The sequence below is a fragment of the Paenibacillus sp. J31TS4 genome, assembly GCF_018403265.1.
Taxonomy (GTDB): Bacteria; Bacillota; Bacilli; order Paenibacillales; family NBRC-103111; genus J31TS4.
Genome location: NZ_BOSI01000004.1, coordinates 196,037 through 213,737 on the forward strand (window position 1 = coordinate 196,037; position 17,701 = coordinate 213,737).

Annotated in this window: 19 protein-coding genes; 10 read left to right on the forward strand and 9 right to left on the reverse strand. The window is 61.7% G+C overall.

The annotated features are described in order from the left end of the window. The first annotated feature begins 237 nt into the window (after positions 1 to 237). The 8 genes from KJS47_RS18270 (at position 238) to KJS47_RS18305 (ending at position 7,340) form a co-directional block, all read left to right on the forward strand. Entirely contained in the window at positions 238 to 885 is a 648-nt protein-coding gene (locus tag KJS47_RS18270) for a LytTR family DNA-binding domain-containing protein (RefSeq protein ID WP_213526507.1), read from the forward strand. A 236-nt stretch (positions 886 to 1,121) separates the two neighbouring features. Continuing rightward, the gene (gene scpC / locus KJS47_RS18275; RefSeq protein WP_213526508.1) at positions 1,122 to 2,639 is read left to right on the forward strand and encodes a succinyl-CoA:acetate CoA-transferase ScpC; all 1,518 of its coding nucleotides are present in this window, start codon (positions 1,122 to 1,124) and stop codon (positions 2,637 to 2,639) included. Positions 2,640 to 2,797: 158 nt separating this feature from the next. Then, positions 2,798 to 3,394 (forward strand): copper amine oxidase N-terminal domain-containing protein, encoded by a 597-nt coding sequence (locus tag KJS47_RS18280; RefSeq protein ID WP_213526509.1) that lies wholly within the window; start codon positions 2,798 to 2,800, stop codon positions 3,392 to 3,394. A 360-nt stretch (positions 3,395 to 3,754) separates the two neighbouring features. Continuing rightward, positions 3,755 to 3,934, forward strand: coding sequence for a CsbD family protein (locus KJS47_RS18285; protein WP_213526510.1), 180 nt, complete (start codon positions 3,755 to 3,757; stop codon positions 3,932 to 3,934). A 183-nt stretch (positions 3,935 to 4,117) separates the two neighbouring features. Next, positions 4,118 to 4,636, forward strand: coding sequence for a cupin domain-containing protein (locus KJS47_RS18290; protein WP_213526511.1), 519 nt, complete (start codon positions 4,118 to 4,120; stop codon positions 4,634 to 4,636). A 179-nt stretch (positions 4,637 to 4,815) separates the two neighbouring features. Beyond that, entirely contained in the window at positions 4,816 to 5,307 is a 492-nt protein-coding gene (locus tag KJS47_RS18295; RefSeq protein ID WP_213526512.1) for a glutathione peroxidase, read from the forward strand. 116 nt (positions 5,308 to 5,423) lie between these two features. After that, entirely contained in the window at positions 5,424 to 6,062 is a 639-nt protein-coding gene (locus KJS47_RS18300) for a TetR/AcrR family transcriptional regulator (RefSeq protein WP_213526513.1), read from the forward strand. 18 nt (positions 6,063 to 6,080) lie between these two features. Further along, positions 6,081 to 7,340, forward strand: a complete 1,260-nt coding sequence (locus KJS47_RS18305) for an MFS transporter (RefSeq protein ID WP_213526514.1) — start codon at positions 6,081 to 6,083, stop codon at positions 7,338 to 7,340. An 84-nt stretch (positions 7,341 to 7,424) separates the two neighbouring features. On the opposite strand, the gene aguB is transcribed toward KJS47_RS18305, so the two are convergent. Continuing rightward, complete coding sequence (aguB, locus tag KJS47_RS18310; RefSeq protein WP_213526515.1) at positions 7,425 to 8,300, reverse strand: N-carbamoylputrescine amidase; 876 nt, start codon at positions 8,298 to 8,300, stop codon at positions 7,425 to 7,427. 102 nt (positions 8,301 to 8,402) lie between these two features. After that, on the reverse strand, positions 8,403 to 9,437 hold the full coding sequence (locus KJS47_RS18315; RefSeq protein ID WP_213526516.1) for an agmatine deiminase family protein: 1,035 nt from the start codon (positions 9,435 to 9,437) through the stop codon (positions 8,403 to 8,405). A gap of 154 nt (positions 9,438 to 9,591) precedes the next feature. Between KJS47_RS18315 and KJS47_RS18320 the strand changes: the two genes are divergently transcribed. Then, positions 9,592 to 10,215 carry a DUF3298 and DUF4163 domain-containing protein gene (locus KJS47_RS18320; RefSeq protein ID WP_213526517.1) on the forward strand — a complete coding sequence of 208 codons (624 nt, stop codon included), beginning with the start codon at positions 9,592 to 9,594 and terminating at the stop codon, positions 10,213 to 10,215. Positions 10,216 to 10,321: 106 nt separating this feature from the next. On the opposite strand, the gene KJS47_RS18325 is transcribed toward KJS47_RS18320, so the two are convergent. From KJS47_RS18325 to KJS47_RS18335, 3 genes are all read right to left on the reverse strand, one after another. Continuing rightward, positions 10,322 to 11,551 carry a YsnF/AvaK domain-containing protein gene (locus tag KJS47_RS18325; protein WP_213526518.1) on the reverse strand — a complete coding sequence of 410 codons (1,230 nt, stop codon included), beginning with the start codon at positions 11,549 to 11,551 and terminating at the stop codon, positions 10,322 to 10,324. 269 nt (positions 11,552 to 11,820) lie between these two features. Continuing rightward, entirely contained in the window at positions 11,821 to 11,994 is a 174-nt protein-coding gene (locus KJS47_RS18330) for a hypothetical protein (RefSeq protein WP_213526519.1), read from the reverse strand. Between the two features lie 229 nt (positions 11,995 to 12,223). Then, a complete protein-coding gene (locus KJS47_RS18335; protein WP_213526520.1) occupies positions 12,224 to 12,721 on the reverse strand; it encodes an SRPBCC family protein in 498 nt (165 codons plus the stop codon). Between the two features lie 603 nt (positions 12,722 to 13,324). Between KJS47_RS18335 and KJS47_RS18340 the strand changes: the two genes are divergently transcribed. Further along, complete coding sequence (locus KJS47_RS18340) at positions 13,325 to 14,479, forward strand: aminotransferase A (protein WP_213526521.1); 1,155 nt, start codon at positions 13,325 to 13,327, stop codon at positions 14,477 to 14,479. Between the two features lie 151 nt (positions 14,480 to 14,630). On the opposite strand, the gene KJS47_RS18345 is transcribed toward KJS47_RS18340, so the two are convergent. The 4 genes from KJS47_RS18345 to KJS47_RS18360 all read right to left on the reverse strand — a co-directional run bounded on the left by KJS47_RS18345 (position 14,631) and on the right by KJS47_RS18360 (position 17,569). Beyond that, entirely contained in the window at positions 14,631 to 15,767 is a 1,137-nt protein-coding gene (locus KJS47_RS18345) for an N-acetyldiaminopimelate deacetylase (protein WP_213526522.1), read from the reverse strand. Between the two features lie 139 nt (positions 15,768 to 15,906). Then, positions 15,907 to 16,620 carry a 2,3,4,5-tetrahydropyridine-2,6-dicarboxylate N-acetyltransferase gene (gene dapD / locus KJS47_RS18350; protein ID WP_374707047.1) on the reverse strand — a complete coding sequence of 238 codons (714 nt, stop codon included), beginning with the start codon at positions 16,618 to 16,620 and terminating at the stop codon, positions 15,907 to 15,909. A 104-nt stretch (positions 16,621 to 16,724) separates the two neighbouring features. Then, positions 16,725 to 17,132, reverse strand: coding sequence for an ArsR/SmtB family transcription factor (locus KJS47_RS18355; protein WP_213526523.1), 408 nt, complete (start codon positions 17,130 to 17,132; stop codon positions 16,725 to 16,727). Beyond that, the gene (locus KJS47_RS18360; RefSeq protein ID WP_213526524.1) at positions 17,129 to 17,569 is read right to left on the reverse strand and encodes an SRPBCC family protein; all 441 of its coding nucleotides are present in this window, start codon (positions 17,567 to 17,569) and stop codon (positions 17,129 to 17,131) included. The genes KJS47_RS18355 and KJS47_RS18360 overlap by 4 nt, the downstream gene beginning before the upstream one ends. Positions 17,570 to 17,701: the final 132 nt, after the last annotated feature.

The window sequence follows — 17,701 nt, forward strand, 5'->3', positions numbered from 1 at the left end:
TTAGTCTGAACTTATTTTAATGGGGTTACTTCCCTTCAATAACATAGACAGTTCAAGAAGAGGATCTGTTTAGGCGAGTATCGACTAGCAGGTCATACTGCAAGCAACTGCCTTTCCGCATGCGCTCTTCTTGCTAGCAACGCCTTCCTGCAAGTGGAATTGTTGCTTACAAGCAAACGGTATATAATTTAAGTAGACTAAACAAGCTATACGCTATCGCAACGGGGGGATCCAAACATGGATGCAAGAACCGTTTCTACTCTCATGGAGGTTGTGCGGGGGCTCGTGCCGTCCGATACGTCGATCGCCGTCACCGACGCCCAGCGCTACCTCTACTATCAGCCGAGCCGGCGGATTGACCTGAAGATCCGTCCCGGCGACCGGATCCGCGAAGGCTCCGCTTCGCACAAGGCGCTGATCGTCCGGCAAAACGTCAGCGAGCGCATCGACGGCAGCGTCCTCGGCGTGCCTTATTACGGGATGGCCGTCCCGATCGTGGACAACGGTGTGCCGCAGGGGTGCGTCACGGCGATCCTGCCCTCGATGCCGACCTCCTCTCCGCCCCTGCTCACCATCCGCACCGAAGACCGCTGGCTTCCCGTGCCCCACGAGGAGATTCTGGTGCTCGAAGCGGACAACCGCAAGACCAAGGTCCTCTCCGAGCGCGGCACCGGCATTCACCGGGCGAGCCTGTCCGAGCTGGAGGAGCTTCTGCCCGCCCATACATTCGTGCGGTGCCACCGGGCGTTCATCGTCAACGTCCATCAGATCGCGGAGATTTTGCCGGACTTTCACTCGACGCTCCAACTGATCATGAAGGACAAGTCCCGCGTGCCCGTCAGCCAGACGTACGCCGGGCATTTCCGCAAGCTTCTCGGGTTCTAAGGACGCTCCCGTAGCGAGCGGGGCTTTCTAATTCGTGAATGGATATTCCTGCCGGGGGGGGGTCTTCTCCGTCCATTTTTGCCGCTTTCGGGAGAATATGGAAGTGCTCGCCAATTGTCTTCATGTCGTGTTTTGCCTGCTTCGTTCCCGATTTCCCGCCTTTTGCGCAAAGCAGAATGTGAACATTCGGTGAATTTGTTAAACTGGCGTAAACCCATTGCAAAGGATGGATATCCATGAATGATGGCGCTTCCAGCATCCTCAGAGATTCTCGTCTAAAAGAGCGCATTGTTTCGTCCGATACGGCCGCCTCCATGATCCAAGACGGCATGACGCTTGGTCTCAGCGGGTTTACGCGGGCGGGAGACGCCAAAGCAGTCCCCACCGCCCTAGCAAAGCAAGCCAACCAGCGAAAATTCAAAGTGAATGTATATACAGGCGCCTCGCTTGGGTCCGATGTGGACCGGCTGATGGCCGAAGCGGGCATTGTGAACAAACGGCTGCCGTTCCAGGTGGACAACACGATGCGCGCCGAGATCAACAAGGGTGGCATGCTGTTCGTCGACCAGCATCTGTCCCACACGGCGGAGCTCGTCCGGGCGGACGTGCTGCAGCCAATCGACTTCGCGATTATCGAAGCGATCGCGATCACGGAGGACGGGTATCTCATCCCGACGACGTCCGTCGGCAACTCGGCGATTTTCGTCCAGAAAGCCAAGGCGGTCATCGTCGAGCTCAACCTGGCTCAGCCTCTGGGACTCGAGGGCGTCCACGACGTGTACGAGCCGGGTCCGCAGGGCTCGCGTCAGCCGATTCCGCTCACCAAGGTAGGCGACCGCATCGGCGTCCCGGGCATCCCTGTCGATCTGGACAAGATCAAGGCGATCGTCCTGACGAACCAGGAGGACTCGCCCTCCAAGATTGTGCCGCCGGACGAGGAGACGGCTACGATGGCCCGTCACCTCATCGACTGCCTGCGCGCCGAGATTCGCGCCGGCCGATTGCCCGCCAATCTGGCGCCGCTGCAGGCCGGCATCGGCTCGGTCGCTAACGCCGTCATGTACGGTCTGCTGGAATCGGATTTCACCGATCTCGAGGTCTATTCGGAGGTGCTCCAGGATTCGGTGTTCGACCTGCTCGACTCCGGCAAGGTCCGCTTCGCCTCGGGCTGCTCGATTACGCTCTCCCGCGCCAAGATGGACGAGGTGTTCCCGAATATGGACAAGTACCGCGACCGTCTCGTCCTCCGCTCGCAGGAAATGTCGAACCATCCGGAGATTATCCGCCGGCTCGGCATCATCGCGATCAATACGGCGCTCGAGGCCGACATCTACGGCAATGTGAACTCCACCCATGTCCTGGGCAGCAAAATGATGAACGGAATCGGCGGCTCGGGCGACTTCGCCCGCAACGCAAGGCTGTCGATCTTCGTGACCAAGTCGATCGCCAAGGGCGGCTCGATCTCGAGCATCGTGCCGTTCGTCTCCCACGTTGACCATACGGAGCACGACGTCGATATTCTCGTCACCGAGCAGGGCTACGCCGATCTGCGCGGCCTGGCGCCGAGAGAACGGGCTCCGCTCATTATCGAGCGCTGCGCCCATCCGATGTACCGGCCGCAGCTTCGGGAGTATTACGAGGAAGCGCTGAAGCGCGGCGGCCAAACGCCGCATTTGCTGGCCAAGGCGCTCTCCTGGCATATCAACCTGGAGCAGAACGGCACGATGCTGCAGCAGGAGCTCGCCCACGTCTAAGCCGATTTGAATTTAGCGACAGCTTTGCCCCGCCGGACGGCGGGGCTTTTTTGTGTATGTGCAACATTTTCCAGCCCTCTCCCGTCGGTGTTAGAGATGGGGCCGCCTGCGGGCCACCCCGTCCATCCAACACGATACTCGCAAAGGAGACAAGCCTCATGACTAAATCTACTCTACTAACCGCCGCTCTCGTTACCGCTCTCTCGTTCTCCGCCTCCGCCGCTTATGCGGCAAGCCCGGAGCCTGCCGCACCCGTGCAGGCCGTGCCGATCAGCGCGCCTATTCAGGCCGTTCCGATCAGTGCAAACGCCCCGGACGAGTCCATGCTTCCCGTCTTCCCTGTCTATAACGAAGCGGGCGAGGTAGTCGGAACGACCCGCATGCCGGCCGGCTCGGAGCTGCCCACCCGCTTCCTGGTTGACGGCAAGCCCGTCGATCTCGCCGGCAGTTCGCCTTATCTCCAGGACGGCCTCTTGATGGTGCCGCTGCGCGCCATCGCCGAGGCGCTCGGCTACCAGGTAGTCTGGCATGGGGACACGCAGAGCGTGGACGTGATCCGCGGCGCTGTCTGGAGCGGCATCTACATCGGCTCGGACGCCTACGCCTTCGGCAAGATGGCTCCCGCTCCGCTCGGCGCGGCTCCCGTTCTGAAGGACAGCGTCACGTACGTGCCGATCGCCTTCTTCGGCGACGTGCTGCGGGACGAGCGGCATCAGGACCGCGCCGACAGCTACAGCTGGACGACAGGCCGCTAAGACGAGCCGTAGGAGGGAAGTGCAGGAGACCGCTCGCGCCGTCCTGCCATCCGCGGCTGCTTACGCCGGAAGCGTCACTCCCATTTGGGAGTGGCGTTTTTGTCGCTGCGCGCTAGAGAGCTGCACCCGCTTCCGCCGGCGGACGCCTCTCCCTTCGGGGAAGGGCGTCTTGCCGTTCTACGCCTGTCCGCTGCTTCTTCCGCAGGCAGACGCCTCCCCTATCTAGGAGGGGCAACTTGTCGCTAAGGGCCAAAGATCTGCCGCTTCCGCCTCTTTCGCCCTCGTCGAGTCCGATTGTTTAGCCCCTTTGCGAATCGGGTAAGAATAGACATCCTCAATTTCGAAAGGAGAGGTTAGACGATGACAGATCATAACGGACTTGGCGATAAAATCAAAGGCGGCGTGAACAAGGCAAAGGGTGAAGTCAAGGACCAGATCGGCAACGCCACGGACAACCACTCTCTTCAGTGGGACGGCAAGAAGGACAAGCTGAAGGGCGAGGCCCAAGAGAAGATCGGCGAAATGAAGGACAACGACTAGTCCGTTCGCCGCGGCTCATGGACGCCCGGCCCCCATAACGCTAACCACACACTCCCGCGGGCGGCCGACGCCGCTTGCGGGAGTTTTGCTGCTTGACGGCTTGCACGCGACCCGGCTGATCTGCTCTGGGGACGGCAGGCGGCGGGGCCGAGGACACAATAAGCAAGGACAGGAGGAGATTCTATGCAGCAGACGGAAGCCAGACTGTACCGGTTCTATGACGACGGCGTGATTCCCAATCACCCGACCCTGCCGGTCGTGCTGCTCCCCGGCGCTCTCAAGGGCAGGGCCGGCGAAGCCGAGCAGGTCTTTCGGAGCAATGGCTGGGGGAACAGCTGGACAGGCGGCGTCTTCGACTACCATCACTACCACAGCAATACCCACGAGGCGCTCGCCGTCACGGCGGGCTCTGCCGTGCTTCAGCTGGGCGGCGAACAGGGCAAAGAACTTGAGGTGAAGGCCGGAGACGTCCTCGTGCTCCCGGCCGGAACCGGGCACAAGAAGCTCAGCGCTTCGGCTGACTTCGAGGTGGCCGGCGCCTATCCCGGCGGTATGGAGTACAATCTCCATACCGGCAAGGCGGGCGAACGGCCGGCCGTGCTGGAGGAGATCCGCCGGGTGCCGCCGCCAAGCACGGACCCGGTCGAGGGGGCGAACGGGCCGCTCATCCGCGCCTGGGCGGAGCTTCCGGGCGGGGAATGAGCGGGCACAGGGGCGCCCTCTCCCGCCCGGCCTCCCGATTCGTACCGCTGGCGCCGCTTATAGGCGCGCAACGCTTCCCCCCGAGGGGACCTTGGTACCCGCGGAATCGTTTGACAGCGCTGCGGGCTCCCGCCTACGATGAAGGCATCCCTATTTCATACGAATGGAGCGATCCCGCCATGTCCCTATACGAGTTCGAAGTGACCACGATCCGCGGAGAGGAGGAGACGCTGGCCCCCTACCGGGGCCAGGTACTCCTGATCGTGAACACGGCTACCAAATGCGGCTTCACCCCTCAGCTGACGGGGCTGCAGAAGCTCTACGACCGGTACCGGGAGAAGGGCTTCGCGGTGCTCGGCTTTCCGTGCGGCCAATTCCTGAACCAAGAGCTGAACGATAACAGCGAGATCGCTGAGACGTGCCAGCTGAACTACGGCGTGACCTTCCCCATGTTCGCCAAGATCGACGTCAACGGACCGAACGCCCACCCTCTCTTCCGCTATTTGACCCAAGAGGCGAAGGGTGCGTTCGGCACGAAGGCGATCAAATGGAACTTCACCAAATTTCTCGTGGACCGGGACGGCCGCGTCGTCAAACGGTATGCGCCCACGGATAAGCCTGAGCAGCTTGAAGGCCGGATTGCCGAGCTTGTCGAGAACCGGACCGGCTGATTTTGAAGCGCCAGCCAAATTTTTCTTGCAAAATGAACCGCGTGTCATTATTATAAGTGACACGTGGTTCATTTTTGTTCAGATTATAGATTGTTCGGATAAGGAAGGTGAAGAGCGTGTCCCCCAAAGTATCGGACGAACACAAGGAGCAGCGGCGGCTGCAAATTCTGGAGGCGGCGGAGCGCGTCTTTGCGCGCAAAGGCTACGAGCCGGCGACGATGAAGGATATTGTCGAGGAGGCCGCTATGAGCCGCGGCTGGATCTACCTCTACTACCAGACGAAGGAGGAGATCTTCGTGGCGATGATGGAGAAGCTCGACCAGGAGAACGCCGTCCGGATTCGGCAGCTCGGCGACCAGACGGGCAGTGTCTGGAAGCTGCTCGAGCTGTGGATGGAAGAGGGGAAGCGGGAGCTCGCCTCCCTCTCGGAGACGGTCATTCCCGCCTTCTACGAATTCTTCCTGACCGGCTGGCGCAACGAACGGCGGCAGGAGCTGCTGCGCCTCCGCTACCGGCGGTCGATCCGCGAGCTCACCGCTCTCTTGCAGAGCGGTGTCGACAAAGGAGAGTTTCGTCCGACGCTCGAGACCGGCCAGATCGCCCGGATCGCCGCTTCCCAGATAGATGGCATCCACATGCACGTGCTGGCGGTCGGTGCCGAGGAATCCGCGGCCGCGGTGCAGATTGACGCGCTGCTCGCCTATCTCGGCACCCTGCTGGGCGTCTCCCGCCCGGCCTCGTCATCCTCACATTAAGAGAAGGAGTCCACCTCTATGCAGCTGTTCAAAAATCCCGCCTTTACCCGCTTGTTCCTCGCGAACTTCACCTCGCAGCTCGGCACGGTCGTCGGCACGATGGCGTTCGCCTTCTATCTGCTCGACCGGTTCAGCACCCGCCCGTTCTATGCGACGCTGGCGGAGCTCATGTACGCACTGCCGGCGCTAGCCGTCTTCCTGTTCACCGGCGTCTTCGCGGACCGGCTCGACCGCAAGAAAATCGCCGCCTACAGCGACTGGATCCGGGCCGCCTGCACGCTGCTCTTGATCGCCGCCGTATCGCTCGATTGGATCGCCACCGCCTTCGTGCTGCTCTTCCTGCGCAGCGCGGTCGCGAAATTTTTTGGCCCTGCCCAGATGGGGCTGCTGCAGGGCGTTCTCGGCACCGGCCAGTATGTGGAAGCCGCTGGGCTGAACCAGATGGTCGGAGGCCTGTTCATGCTGTTCGGCATGGGGCTCGGCTCGGCCGCCTATCACTTCCTCGGCATCCAAGGCGCGCTCCTCATCGACGCCGCCAGCTTCGTCGTCTCCGGCCTTCTCATCGCCCTCTGCCGATTCTCCCCCGAGGTCCGGCAGCCGAACGGCCCTATACGCCTCCGACAGCTGCGTTTACGCGCTATTTCGGCCGATTTTGGTCAAGGGTGGGTCATCATCCGCCGGAACGCCCTTCTGCTCGCGATCATCCTCGGCTATTTCCTGTTCGGGGCGATCGACGGCGTGTTCGCGGTGCTGCCGCTGTTCACGATGAAATACAAGCTGAGCCCGGACCATTACGAGCTGTACGCCTCGCTTATCACCGTGTTCCTCGGGATCGGCTTCCTGATCGGCAGCGCGCTCGCCTCCCTGCTGATCAAGTCAACCTCCAAGCATGCGGTGCTGATCGGCGGCCTTCTCCTGTCGGGCGTTCTGTCCATCGTCCTCGGCCTGATCGGCGACATGTGGCTGTATCTGTCGATCGTGCTCATCGTGGGCGTCGTTATCGCTCCTGTCAACGTCGTCCTCGGCGGCTGGGTGCCCGAGCTCGTCGACCCGGGCAGCATGGGACGCGTCAACGCATGGATGGAGCCGCTGCTTATGCTGGGCCAGTCGCTCGCCCTCGGCCTCATTGCTGTTGCCTATCCCGCTTATCTAACAATCGGCCTGCTGTACACGCTGCTCGGCCTCTGCATCCTTGCGGCCTGCCTCTATTACTGGCTCGTCCTCCCCTCGCTCGTCCGCCGGACGGCGGCCGCGGCGTGTGCCGCCGTTGAAGGGTGATCCGGGCGGCCGGATGCACGCGACGGCATAAGAAAACCCGGAAAGGCTCTCGCGGAGAGCCCTTCCGGGTTTATTGTTCGTTCCTTAGACCATCCGCTCGCCGTCATACGACGTGATGATCTTGTACAGATCCGGCCGCCGATCGCGGAAGATGCCCCACTCGATCCGCTGGGTCTCCAGCTGATCGAGATCGAACTCGGCAACCAGCACGGTCTCCTCGTCGCGTCCAGCTTCCTCCACCAGGTTGCCCTGTGGCCCGGCAATAAACGACGAGCCGTAGAACGTGATAGAGGACTCCTCATCCTCCTCGAGGCCAATCCGGTTCGAGGCGATGACCGGCATCAGGTTGGAGGCGGCATGACCGCGCATGCACATCTGCCAGTGATCCTTGGAGTCGATCGAGGTGTCCTGCGGCTCGGAGCCAATCGCCGTCGGGTAGAACAGCAGCTCGGCGCCCATAAGCGCCATGCAGCGGGCGGACTCGGGGTACCACTGGTCCCAGCAGATGCCTACGCCGATCTTGGCGTAGCGGGTTTTCCACACCTGGAAGCCCGTGTCGCCAGGGTTGAAGTAGAATTTCTCCTCATAGCCCGGACCGTCCGGGATATGGCTTTTGCGGTACCGGCCGAGCACCTCGCCGTCCGCGTCGATGACGGCCAGCGAGTTGTAGCGGGCGTAGTTTTTCTTCTCGTAGAAGCTGATCGGCAGGACGACCTGCAGCTCCTTGGCAACCTTGCGAAAATGGTTGATCGCCCGGTTCTCCTCCAGCTCGGTCGCGTAGACGTAATAATCCGCCTTCTCCTTCTGGCAGAAGTACGGCGTCTCGAACAGCTCCTGGAGCAGAATAATCTGCGCCCCGCGGGCCGCTGCCTCACGGACGAGCTTGTCCGCCTTCGCAATGTTCTCTTCTATATCGCAGGAGCAGCTCATCTGGGTGGCTGCCACCGTTACCTTTCTCATTAGCGTATCCCTTCTTTCTCGGTAAATGCGTAATCGGGCACATGCCCTTCTATCCTACCCGCCCAAGCGGCTGCCGTCAGCATACGAATTGCTGGAAAAGCTCTAGCGCGCGCCAGCCGCCATCTGCTGCGTCGTGCAGTGCACGTTGCCGCCCTCGCGGATGATCGCCATCCCGTTCACCGTACGGATGCGCAGGTTAGGGAACGCCCGCTGCAGCGCCTCCTCGGCTAGACGGTCGGTTTCAGCCGCCTCTCCTCCGAACACCGGCAGGATGATCCCGCCGTTGACGAAGTAGAAGTTCAAGTAGCTGAGGGTGAGCCGCTTGCCCTTGTAAAAGGTTTTGGGCGGCTGCTGGATCGGGAGCACCTCGATCGGCCGCCCCTCGGCGTCTGTCGCTTCTCGCAGGATAGCCAGGTTCTCCTGGGTAATCGCGTAGTTCTCGTCCTCCGGGTCGTCGCACACCTGCATCAGCACCTTGCCGGGAGCGGCGAAGCAGGCGACGTTGTCGACATGCCCGTCCGTCTCGTCGCCGAACAGGCCGTTGTTCAGCCAGATAACCCGGCGGGCGCTCAAGTAGCGCGCGAGCTCCTCCTCGATCTGCTCCTGGCTCATCCCCTTGTTGCGATTCGGATTCAGGAGGCATTCGCGGGTCGTCAGTATTGTCCCCTCGCCATCCGAATGTATCGAGCCGCCCTCAAGGATGAGGGGAGCGTCGAAGCGGCGGATGCCGTAATGCTCGAGCAGCTGCGGCGCGACGGCGTCGTCGAGATCCCAGGGCGAATACTTGCCGCCCCATGCGTTGAACTGCCAGTTGATGCCGGCCACTTCACCCTCGGGAGTGGCGACGAACGTCGGACCGTTGTCCCGCAGCCAGGCATCGTTATGCGGAATCTGCAGGAATTCGATCCGTTCGCCCTCTCCGATATGACGGCGGGCCAGCTCCAGGTCGTCAGGGTTCACGACGACGGCCACCGGCTCGAATTCGGCGATCGCCCGGATCGTCTCGGCGTAGCCTTGGCAGACGGCTTCATAATCCTCCGGGTAAACCATCGAATCCTGGACGGGCCAGGAAATCAGCGTTCTTGTATGCGGAGCCCATTCGGCGGGCATGGAAAACTTCAACTCACGTGGATACATGCAGGCATCTCTCACTTTATCTAGGGTTTCCTACATCATATACCAAAAGCCCCCGTCTCTCAATGAGCGGCCCCGTCCCCCGCGTCTCCGGCCGCCCCGCGGTGCATAGGCTAGAAAGAAGCATCTTCATTCCCGACAGAAAGGCGGACGGCCGATGACGGTTTACCAGCGGCCTGCCCTCGTGCAGGTGCATCCTTACCATGCCGGCGTGATACGCATCGACACGCCGGTGGTCAGCGGACTGGCGCATGCCCCTGCGCAGGCGGCTATCAACCGCACGCTGCGCCTCGAGACGAACCGATTGATCGACAAGCAGCGCCAGACGCAGAGCGGCACGCTGCAAGTGATGGACGGGCATTTTGAGGTGAAGACCAACGAGCGCGGCCTGCTCAGCTTCCTCTTGTCCAATTCGGCCTATTCGGCCCCGATGGCCCACGGCTTCACCGCCGCCAAGTCGCTGACGTTCGACAATGCCACCGGCCGCGTCTACACGCTGGCGGAGCTGTTCAAGCCGGGCGCCGATTATGTCGGGGCGATCTCGGCTCTGATCGCCGCCCAGATCAAGCGGCGGGACCTCCCTCTCCTGAACGGGTTCACGGCGATTCGCCCGGACCAGTCGTTCTATCTGGCAGACAAAGCGCTCGTCGTCTACTTTGAGCTGTACGAAATTACGCCCTACTACGTCGGTTTCCCCATGTTCCCTATCTCCGTCTACGACCTCCAGTCTCTCTATGCCGATCCCGGGCCTCTCTCCACCTTGGCGGTCGACATTGCCTGAACGTATGGATTGGAGCGGAGCCCAGAAACGAAAGAAGAGCCGACCCGCCGGCGTGGCGCCTAACGGATCGGCTTCTTTCCTGTATCGTTCGGCCGCCGGCTTGCCGTCAGCGGCTCGTGTAACGGTCGCGGATTTCGCCCGAAAGCTTCTCGCGCTCCGCGTCGTTCTGCTCCTCCACATAGTCCGGATTATCCTGGAACCCGGTCCCGTTGTAATCCAGGCTGCCGTCCGCTGTCGGCCGCGTGCCGCCGTAGAGACCCTTGTCCTTCGCCGAATCCTTTAGCGGGGCCTCTCCTTCCCGGCGAGCTTCAAACTCCGGGCTGCCCGCCCCCGAGCCGGTCATCCGGGCGTCGCCGGACCGCTCGACGTGAGCCTCTTCGCGCTTCACCGTATCGTGCACCTGTTCGGTGTCGCGAACCTCGCGCTTGCCGATGGACACTTCACCGGTCACGACCTGGTGCTTGTCCACGTCGACCCGTTCCTCGCTGACCGGAATCCGGATCGTCTCGTCCTCCCCGATCGGCGCTCCGTCCGTTTCGCCGTCCCGTACGCTATGCCGTTCGATGACGACTTCTTCCCGGGTGACCGGAACGTTAATCGTCTTCTCCTCCTCTACGACATCCTTATGGACGGTGACTTCCCCTGTCTGAACCCGCTCCTTGTCTACATCGAGCCGCTCCTCACGCAGACGGAGCGAGCGGTCCGAACGGTCGTCGTCCAGTCTGCCATCGTCGAGGCGGCTGCTGTGGTCGAGCCGCTCCCGTGAGGTCACATCGGTCTGCGTGCCGGTGAGTTGCTCTCCTCGGGCGAGGTGTTCTCTATCCGCCGGCTCGTCGTCATACATCGACGCGTTCAGCGAATGGTTCTGCCGGAAGGCGCTGTAGACGCCGCGGTCGCGGCTCGCATCCGAATCGACCATGACGAGGATTTTGCCGTCGTTCACATAGGATTCGTAATGCTTGGCCTCCTCCTCCGGAATGCCGAGGCCGACGAGGCCGCCTACCAGGCCGCCCGTTCCCGCTCCCACCGCCGCTCCCGTCAGGGTAGCTGCGATCGGGCCGGCCGCGACGATCGGGCCGATGCCCGGAATCGCCAGAGCGCCGATGCCGGCGAGCAGCCCCGTCAAGCCGCCCAGCAAGCCGCCGGTCGCCGCGCCGGTGGCTACCCCCTCGGGCGCTTTCGTGCCGGTTTCGTCACTGATATTCGATACGTCTCCTTTATTCTTCGCGATCACGGAAATATCATCGGTCGAGAAGCCTTGGCGCTTCAGTTCCTCAATCGCCTGGGTCGCTTCATGTTCGGTATCAAAGACGCCTACAATTTTTTTGTTTTCCATCGTCACTGCCTCCTTTAAGTTTCTGCAAACTCTCTGGTTGGTAGGAATATGGGACAAGTGCCTCTTCTTTTTTACCCGTTGATTCTTCTTTTAAACGCAAGCAAAAGGAGCGCTATTCCTCAAGCTTGCAAGGAAGCGCCCATCGTCTGAACGGATTTTCATTTGATAAAAAGGCATCTGCACGGGTTTGCTGCGACGCCATTAGGACCCTGTCCCTCTGCCCTGCCGGCTTCGCTCCGTGGAGCTGAGCTGCTCCTGTCTGAGCGGCGCTATACTTTCAGCAGCCGACGCACTTCCTCCTCGAGCTTCGGATCGTCCAGGAGCAGGCCGTTCTCCAGCCAGCATGCGATGCAGCTGTCCTCTGTAGCGCATTCATCCGATTTGCGGCACGGATAGCAATATTGGGCCAGGTTGCGGGTGATAATCGTATGAAGGTCGTTCATGGGTAGGTCCTCCTTATTCCCAGCAGGCCTTTCATGGGTCCGCTCGGTTCAGGCAGCCAGCCGGCACACGGCTGAATTCGCCAGCCACGGCGTACGGTTCTTGCCGGATCGGGTCGACCGGCTTCCTATAGGATAAAGCATACCAGCGGCACACGGCCGAACAATGTGATATTTTTCACTTATAGAGCGAACAGATATGACAATCGTATGAACCAGCCGCCGGCTGACGCTACCCGTTCGGACGGCCGGCGGTCAGGCCGGGGGCGAGGGAGACCAGCCGGACACCCAGGCGCCGGGACAGAGCGGCGGCCCCTTCCTGCATGACCTGCTCGTGGTTCCATAGAAAGGCCGGGCGCAGGAGCGGCGCCAGCGCGTTCATCCAGCGCTTCTTGGTGCACACCTCCCACTCGTACCGCAGCACGGTGGCGTCACCTTCCTGCGTCAGGCTGCAGCTTCCCGTCCCTTCCAAATGCCCGCTCGCCCGGATCTCCAGCAGCGCAGGGCGCTCCATCCGCACGATGGTCGACAGGAAAGCGAGCTTGTACCCGAGGCGGGTGCGGAATACGGACTCGTATCGCGTACCGATAGCCGCCGGTCCTTCGCCGGCGAGCCGACGGATCGTGACGCCCTTCCATTCATTCCTCTCCGGCCTGCCTGTCAGCAGCTCCCAGATTTCCTCCCGCGCGGCCTCCAGCTTCCAAGTCGTGACCAACCGGTACCGTTCCATTCCTCTCCCCCTCTCCCGTTTTTCCGTTGTCTAGTTAATAACCGCATTGGATACTTTTGATTGCGATTTTTATAGCGGGGCTGCTGTGGGAGTGGATAGGCATTGGATGGGACGTTCGATGGGCCATTTGTCGGGGCATTGGATGTGGCACTTAATGTGGGGGAGCGGAGAGTAAGTCGGATTCGATGGAGGACTTTCTCGCGGAAGGCCACTGGCAGAGCTAAGCAGCGCGAGGCCTACGGGCGTTTGGCAGGGTTTGAGAGGTCATCCGTATACTTGGAAACGGCAACATTGAGTATTACCAAGTAATACCTACGTTGACTTATACCTTTCCAGCTCGATCTCATCCAGAGTATTGCTGCTCGGAACCAGGAGATGAGCCTTCCAGCCAAAAAGTGTCGCTCTACCAGGACAGGAGGCCCGACTGCTCATCCCCAAAATGCGGGCGGACTCCCTTGCCCCGCCAGGCTTGTTGTTGTCGGCTCCCCGGCATGGGACTATAATGAAAAGATCGAACCGGGCCCCTGCGAGTGGGGTCCGCCGGAAGGAGCCGGCCCTCCGGTCGGCATCTCCGATTCCATCAGACGAAGGATGAAGCAAGCCATGGAGCATTTAATCAACGAACGCGTGCAGGACATCCAAATCAGCGGCATCCGCAAAATTGCCAACCTCGTGGCGCAGTACCCCGACGCCCTCTCCCTGACGATCGGGCAGCCGGACTTTCCGACGCCGCAGCATATCCTCGAGGCCGCCCACCGGGCGGTCGACGCCGGCAAGACGGTCTATACGCCGAATCCCGGCCTGCCCGAGCTGCGCGAGGCGGCATCCGCCTTCGTCAAGGCCAAGTATGGGCTCTCCTACGCGAGTGCCGATGAGATCATCGTCACGAACGGGGCCAGCCAAGCGCTGGACATCGCCCTCCGCACGATCGTGAAGCCGGGCGACGAGGTAATTCTGCCCGGCCCGATCTATCCGGGCTACGAGCCGCTCATCCGGCTGGCCGGAGGCGTTCCCGTCTACGTGGACACGCGCCCGAGCGGCTTCAAGCTGACCGCCGAACGGATCGCCCCCCATTTGACCGAGCGGACCAAAGCGGTTATTCTCGGCTACCCGTCCAATCCGACGGGACGGGTGCTATCGCCCGGGGAGCTAGCGGACATCGCCCGGCTGCTGGAGAGCCGGGAGCTGTTCGTCCTCTCCGACGAAATCTACAGCGAGCTGCTGTACGAGGGTGTACACACTTCGATCGCCGCTCTGCCCGGCATGCGGGAGAAGACGATTGTGATCAACGGCCTGTCCAAATCGCATTCGATGACCGGCTGGCGGATCGGCTTTACGTTCGCGCCCGCGGCCATCACCCGCCATATGGTGAAGGTGCATCAGTACAACGTCACCTGCGCCAGCTCGATCAGCCAGTACGCGGCGCTCGAGGCATTGACGGCCGGCATCGACGACGCCGTTCTGATGCGCGAGGCGTATCGCCAACGGCGGGACTACGTCTTCGACCGGCTGACCGCGATGGGCATGCCGCTTGAGAAGCCGGAAGGCGCCTTTTACCTGTTCCCGTCCATCGAGCAGTTCGGTCTCCCGTCCATGGACTTTGCGATGCGGCTGCTGGACGAGCAGCGCGTCGCCGTCGTCCCGGGAGATGCCTTCTCCGTGTACGGGGAAGGCTATATCCGGATTTCCTACGCGTACGCCCAGCACGTGCTGGAGCGGGGACTCGACCGGCTCGAGGCGTTCCTCCGCACCCTCTAGACTGTTCCGGCGCAGCGGCTAGTCCCGCCCGCCGATCCCTCGTTTCCCACCAACAACAAAGCTCCCTGTCCGCATTCCTATGCAGACAGGGAGCTTTGCTCGTTCGGGGGCGCTGCCGCCAGGCTGCCGGCCGTTCAGCCGAGCAGGCGGTCTATTGCGCCTTCCATTTGAAATAATCGGTGACGACGCGCACGGCGACGTCGATCGCTCCTTCGTCCGGCTCGAGCTTCGCGTGGTGAAGCCCGTACGGCGTATCGACGCCGAGCCAGAACATGAAGCCGGGAATCCGCTCGAGGAAATACCCGAAGTCCTCGCCGGTCATCGCTTCCGTGCACTCAAGGAGCTGCACATCATCCCGCTGCCCCAGCCAGTCCATGAATTCCCGGGTGACGGCAGCTTCGTTGAATACCTGCATGTAGGTCGAGCCGTAATCGATCTCGGCTTGGCAGGCAAAGCCCGTCTCGATGCCCGCAACGAGCGCTTCGATCCGGCTCTTGATGAGCTTCATCGTCTCCGCGGACAGCGTGCGGATCGTTCCCTCCAGCCGGGCCTTCTCGGCGATGATGTTCTGCTTGGTGCCGCCCGTAATCTTGCCGATCGTAATGACCGCGGGGTCGAGCGGATCGATGTTGCGCGAGAGGATCGTCTGCAGCTGGCCGACCAGCTGGCAGGCGGCGACCACCATGTCGTTCGATCGGTGCGGATAGGCCGCGTGGCCACCCTTGCCCGTCAGGTCGATGAACAGCTCCGACGTGTTGGCGAACAAGATGCCGTGCTTCGTCGCGATCGTGCCAACCGGGTATTCCGGCGCGATGTGAAGCGAGACCATCTGATCCGGCATCCAGTCCGCGAGCTCCTCGCTCGCCAGCATCGGCTCGGCGCCGCCCGGGCCTTCCTCCGCAGGCTGGAACAGCACGATCAGATCGTCGCGGATCGGCTCCCGCACGATCTCCGTCACGATGCCGAGCCCGATCGTCATGTGCAAATCGTGGCCGCAGGCATGCATGTAGCCGGGATGCGTAGATGGGAACGAATAGCTCGTCTCCTCCGAAATCGGCAGCCCGTCCATGTCGGCCCGGTAGCCGAAGCGGCGGCGGGAATCGGTTCCCTTGATCCGGACGAGGATCCCCGTCCGCCAGGTGCGGATCTCCAGCCGCTCCTGCGGCAGCGTCGCGAGATAGTCCAGCAGGTACCGCTGGGTTTTGACTTCCTGAAAGCCCGGCTCGGGAATCTGATGCAGATCCCGGCGGATGCGAATCAGCGGATGAAGCGTGGCTTCGTTGCTCATCGTATGGACTCCCCCTAACCCTCTCCCGTTCTCCGGGGACGGGCTCCTTAATAGAACCTACCGGCGGAGGAGGCTCGCGCCGCCTTCGCCAAAAAGCCCGGCAATGGCTGCCGGGCCTGTCCTCCCGCCTGACGGCCTCTTACAGAGTCCGCAGGTCTTTCAAAATTTCCGTCTTCGACTTCGTCTTGTCGTCCACTTGCTTGATGACGCGTGCCGGCGTTCCGGCTACGACCGTGTTCGCGGGCACATCCTCGACGACGACCGCGCCCGCGGCGACTACCGCATCTTTGCCGATGCGCACACCTTCGAGCACGACGGCATTCGCGCCGATCAGCACATCGTCTTCCACGATGACCGGCTGAGCGGACGGCGGCTCGATGACGCCCGCCAGAACGGCTCCTGCGCCCACGTGGCACATCTTGCCGACCTGCACGCGGCCGCCGAGCACGGCGCCCATGTCGATCATGGTGCCTTCCCCGATCGTCACGCCGATATTGATAACCGCGCCCATCATGATGACGGCGTTGTCGCCGATCCCGACCATATCGCGGATGATCGCACCCGGCTCGATCCGCGCGTTGATATTCTTAATGTCCAGCTGGGCGATTGCCGAGTTCCGGCGGTCGTTCTCGACCACGTAGTCCTCGATCTTGCCGGCGTTCGCTTCCAGCGCTTCCTTAATGACGGCCCAGTCGCCGAAGACGACGCCTGTCTTGCCGGAGAGGAACGTCTGCACGCCTTCCCCGAACTCTATTCCGTCCAGGTCGCCCTTTACATATACTTTCACCGGAGTCTTCTTCTTGCTTGTCTTGATCAGATTGATGACGTCTTCCGTATTCATCTGCATGGTCATCCTGCTTTACAGCTCCTTCTCACGTGAATGCCTAGCGCCGGTCCGAACAGAACTCGCTTGTCCTGCATCTTTTTTTTATAGCACAAAAGAAGGGGCGCTGACAATTAACGATTGCTGGAGTCGGGCGGCGCGTCGGCGGCGCCGGAACCGGACGAAAGTGCGCGGGGACCGGATGGCGGAGCTTCCTCTGTCTTGTCCGCTTCGACAAACCTTTGCAGCGCGGCCAGCTTGTTGTCCCAGTACCGGTCGTAGTAGGACAGCCAGCGCTTCAGCTCCAGGAGTGGATCGGGGTCGAGTCGGTAGCGCGTCTCCCGCCCGACCTTCCGCTCCGTCACCAGCCCCGCGTCGGCCAGAATGCGCAGATGCTTGGACACCGCCGTCCGGCTGATCGGAAAATGGCCGCTGATCGCGGTTACCGGCAGCTCGCGGTCGTCCAGCAGCAGGAGCAGCCGGCGGCGCGTCGGATCAGCGATCGCCTGGAAGACGTCGTGCTTCGGAGACGCTTCGCTCATTCCCGGCCCTCGACGGTTCTGGCGAGCTTCTGGACGAGACCCGTCCAGCCTTGGTCCATGTTGCCGCGCACATCCTCGTGCGGCTGGCCGAACTCGGTCACCTGGCCGGCACTCCAGCCGCTGTGGATGAGCGTGACGACCGTTTTCCCTTCCTCTATCTCCTCCAGCTCGAACGTCAGCGTCCAGTCCTTGCCCCACGCGAACGACAGGCGGCGCGGCGGCTCCAGCTCCGTCACGCGGCACGGCGAATGTCCGAACGGCCCGGCGTTGAGGTGGAACGTGGAGCCGGCGACGGGCTCAAAGTCGTTCGGCATGAACCAGGCGGCGAGGCCCTCCGAGGTGGCGACGGCGTTCCACACTTTAGCGATCGGCGCCTGAATCTCCACCGTTTTGCGAATATCCGGCAGCGGCTGCCCCGGCGTCTTTGTCTCTGTCATAAAAGAATCCCTCCTAGAATCGTTGTCGCGATTAGTTTTCGCAATCGGGTTTGCGATATGCATCCTTTTGGTTTCGTTTTTTATTATAGGAAACCTTTTGGTTTCACGTCAATCAAAAAAAAAGGAAGGCCG

Excerpts from the sequence above, each read along its gene's own strand:
- KJS47_RS18270 (WP_213526507.1), top strand. The coding sequence starts at position 238 with ATGGATGCAAGAACCGTTTCTACTCTCATGGAGGTTGTGCGGGGGCTC.
- scpC (WP_213526508.1), top strand. The coding sequence starts at position 1,122 with ATGAATGATGGCGCTTCCAGCATCCTCAGAGATTCTCGTCTAAAAGAG.
- KJS47_RS18280 (WP_213526509.1), top strand. The coding sequence starts at position 2,798 with ATGACTAAATCTACTCTACTAACCGCCGCTCTCGTTACCGCTCTCTCG.
- KJS47_RS18285 (WP_213526510.1), top strand. The coding sequence starts at position 3,755 with ATGACAGATCATAACGGACTTGGCGATAAAATCAAAGGCGGCGTGAAC.
- KJS47_RS18290 (WP_213526511.1), top strand. The coding sequence starts at position 4,118 with ATGCAGCAGACGGAAGCCAGACTGTACCGGTTCTATGACGACGGCGTG.
- KJS47_RS18295 (WP_213526512.1), top strand. The coding sequence starts at position 4,816 with ATGTCCCTATACGAGTTCGAAGTGACCACGATCCGCGGAGAGGAGGAG.
- KJS47_RS18305 (WP_213526514.1), top strand. The coding sequence starts at position 6,081 with ATGCAGCTGTTCAAAAATCCCGCCTTTACCCGCTTGTTCCTCGCGAAC.
- aguB (WP_213526515.1), bottom strand. The coding sequence starts at position 8,300 with ATGAGAAAGGTAACGGTGGCAGCCACCCAGATGAGCTGCTCCTGCGAT.
- KJS47_RS18315 (WP_213526516.1), bottom strand. The coding sequence starts at position 9,437 with ATGTATCCACGTGAGTTGAAGTTTTCCATGCCCGCCGAATGGGCTCCG.
- KJS47_RS18320 (WP_213526517.1), top strand. The coding sequence starts at position 9,592 with ATGACGGTTTACCAGCGGCCTGCCCTCGTGCAGGTGCATCCTTACCAT.
- KJS47_RS18325 (WP_213526518.1), bottom strand. The coding sequence starts at position 11,551 with ATGGAAAACAAAAAAATTGTAGGCGTCTTTGATACCGAACATGAAGCG.
- KJS47_RS18330 (WP_213526519.1), bottom strand. The coding sequence starts at position 11,994 with ATGAACGACCTTCATACGATTATCACCCGCAACCTGGCCCAATATTGC.
- KJS47_RS18335 (WP_213526520.1), bottom strand. The coding sequence starts at position 12,721 with ATGGAACGGTACCGGTTGGTCACGACTTGGAAGCTGGAGGCCGCGCGG.
- KJS47_RS18340 (WP_213526521.1), top strand. The coding sequence starts at position 13,325 with ATGGAGCATTTAATCAACGAACGCGTGCAGGACATCCAAATCAGCGGC.
- KJS47_RS18345 (WP_213526522.1), bottom strand. The coding sequence starts at position 15,767 with ATGAGCAACGAAGCCACGCTTCATCCGCTGATTCGCATCCGCCGGGAT.
- dapD (WP_374707047.1), bottom strand. The coding sequence starts at position 16,620 with ATGACCATGCAGATGAATACGGAAGACGTCATCAATCTGATCAAGACA.
- KJS47_RS18355 (WP_213526523.1), bottom strand. The coding sequence starts at position 17,132 with ATGAGCGAAGCGTCTCCGAAGCACGACGTCTTCCAGGCGATCGCTGAT.
- KJS47_RS18360 (WP_213526524.1), bottom strand. The coding sequence starts at position 17,569 with ATGACAGAGACAAAGACGCCGGGGCAGCCGCTGCCGGATATTCGCAAA.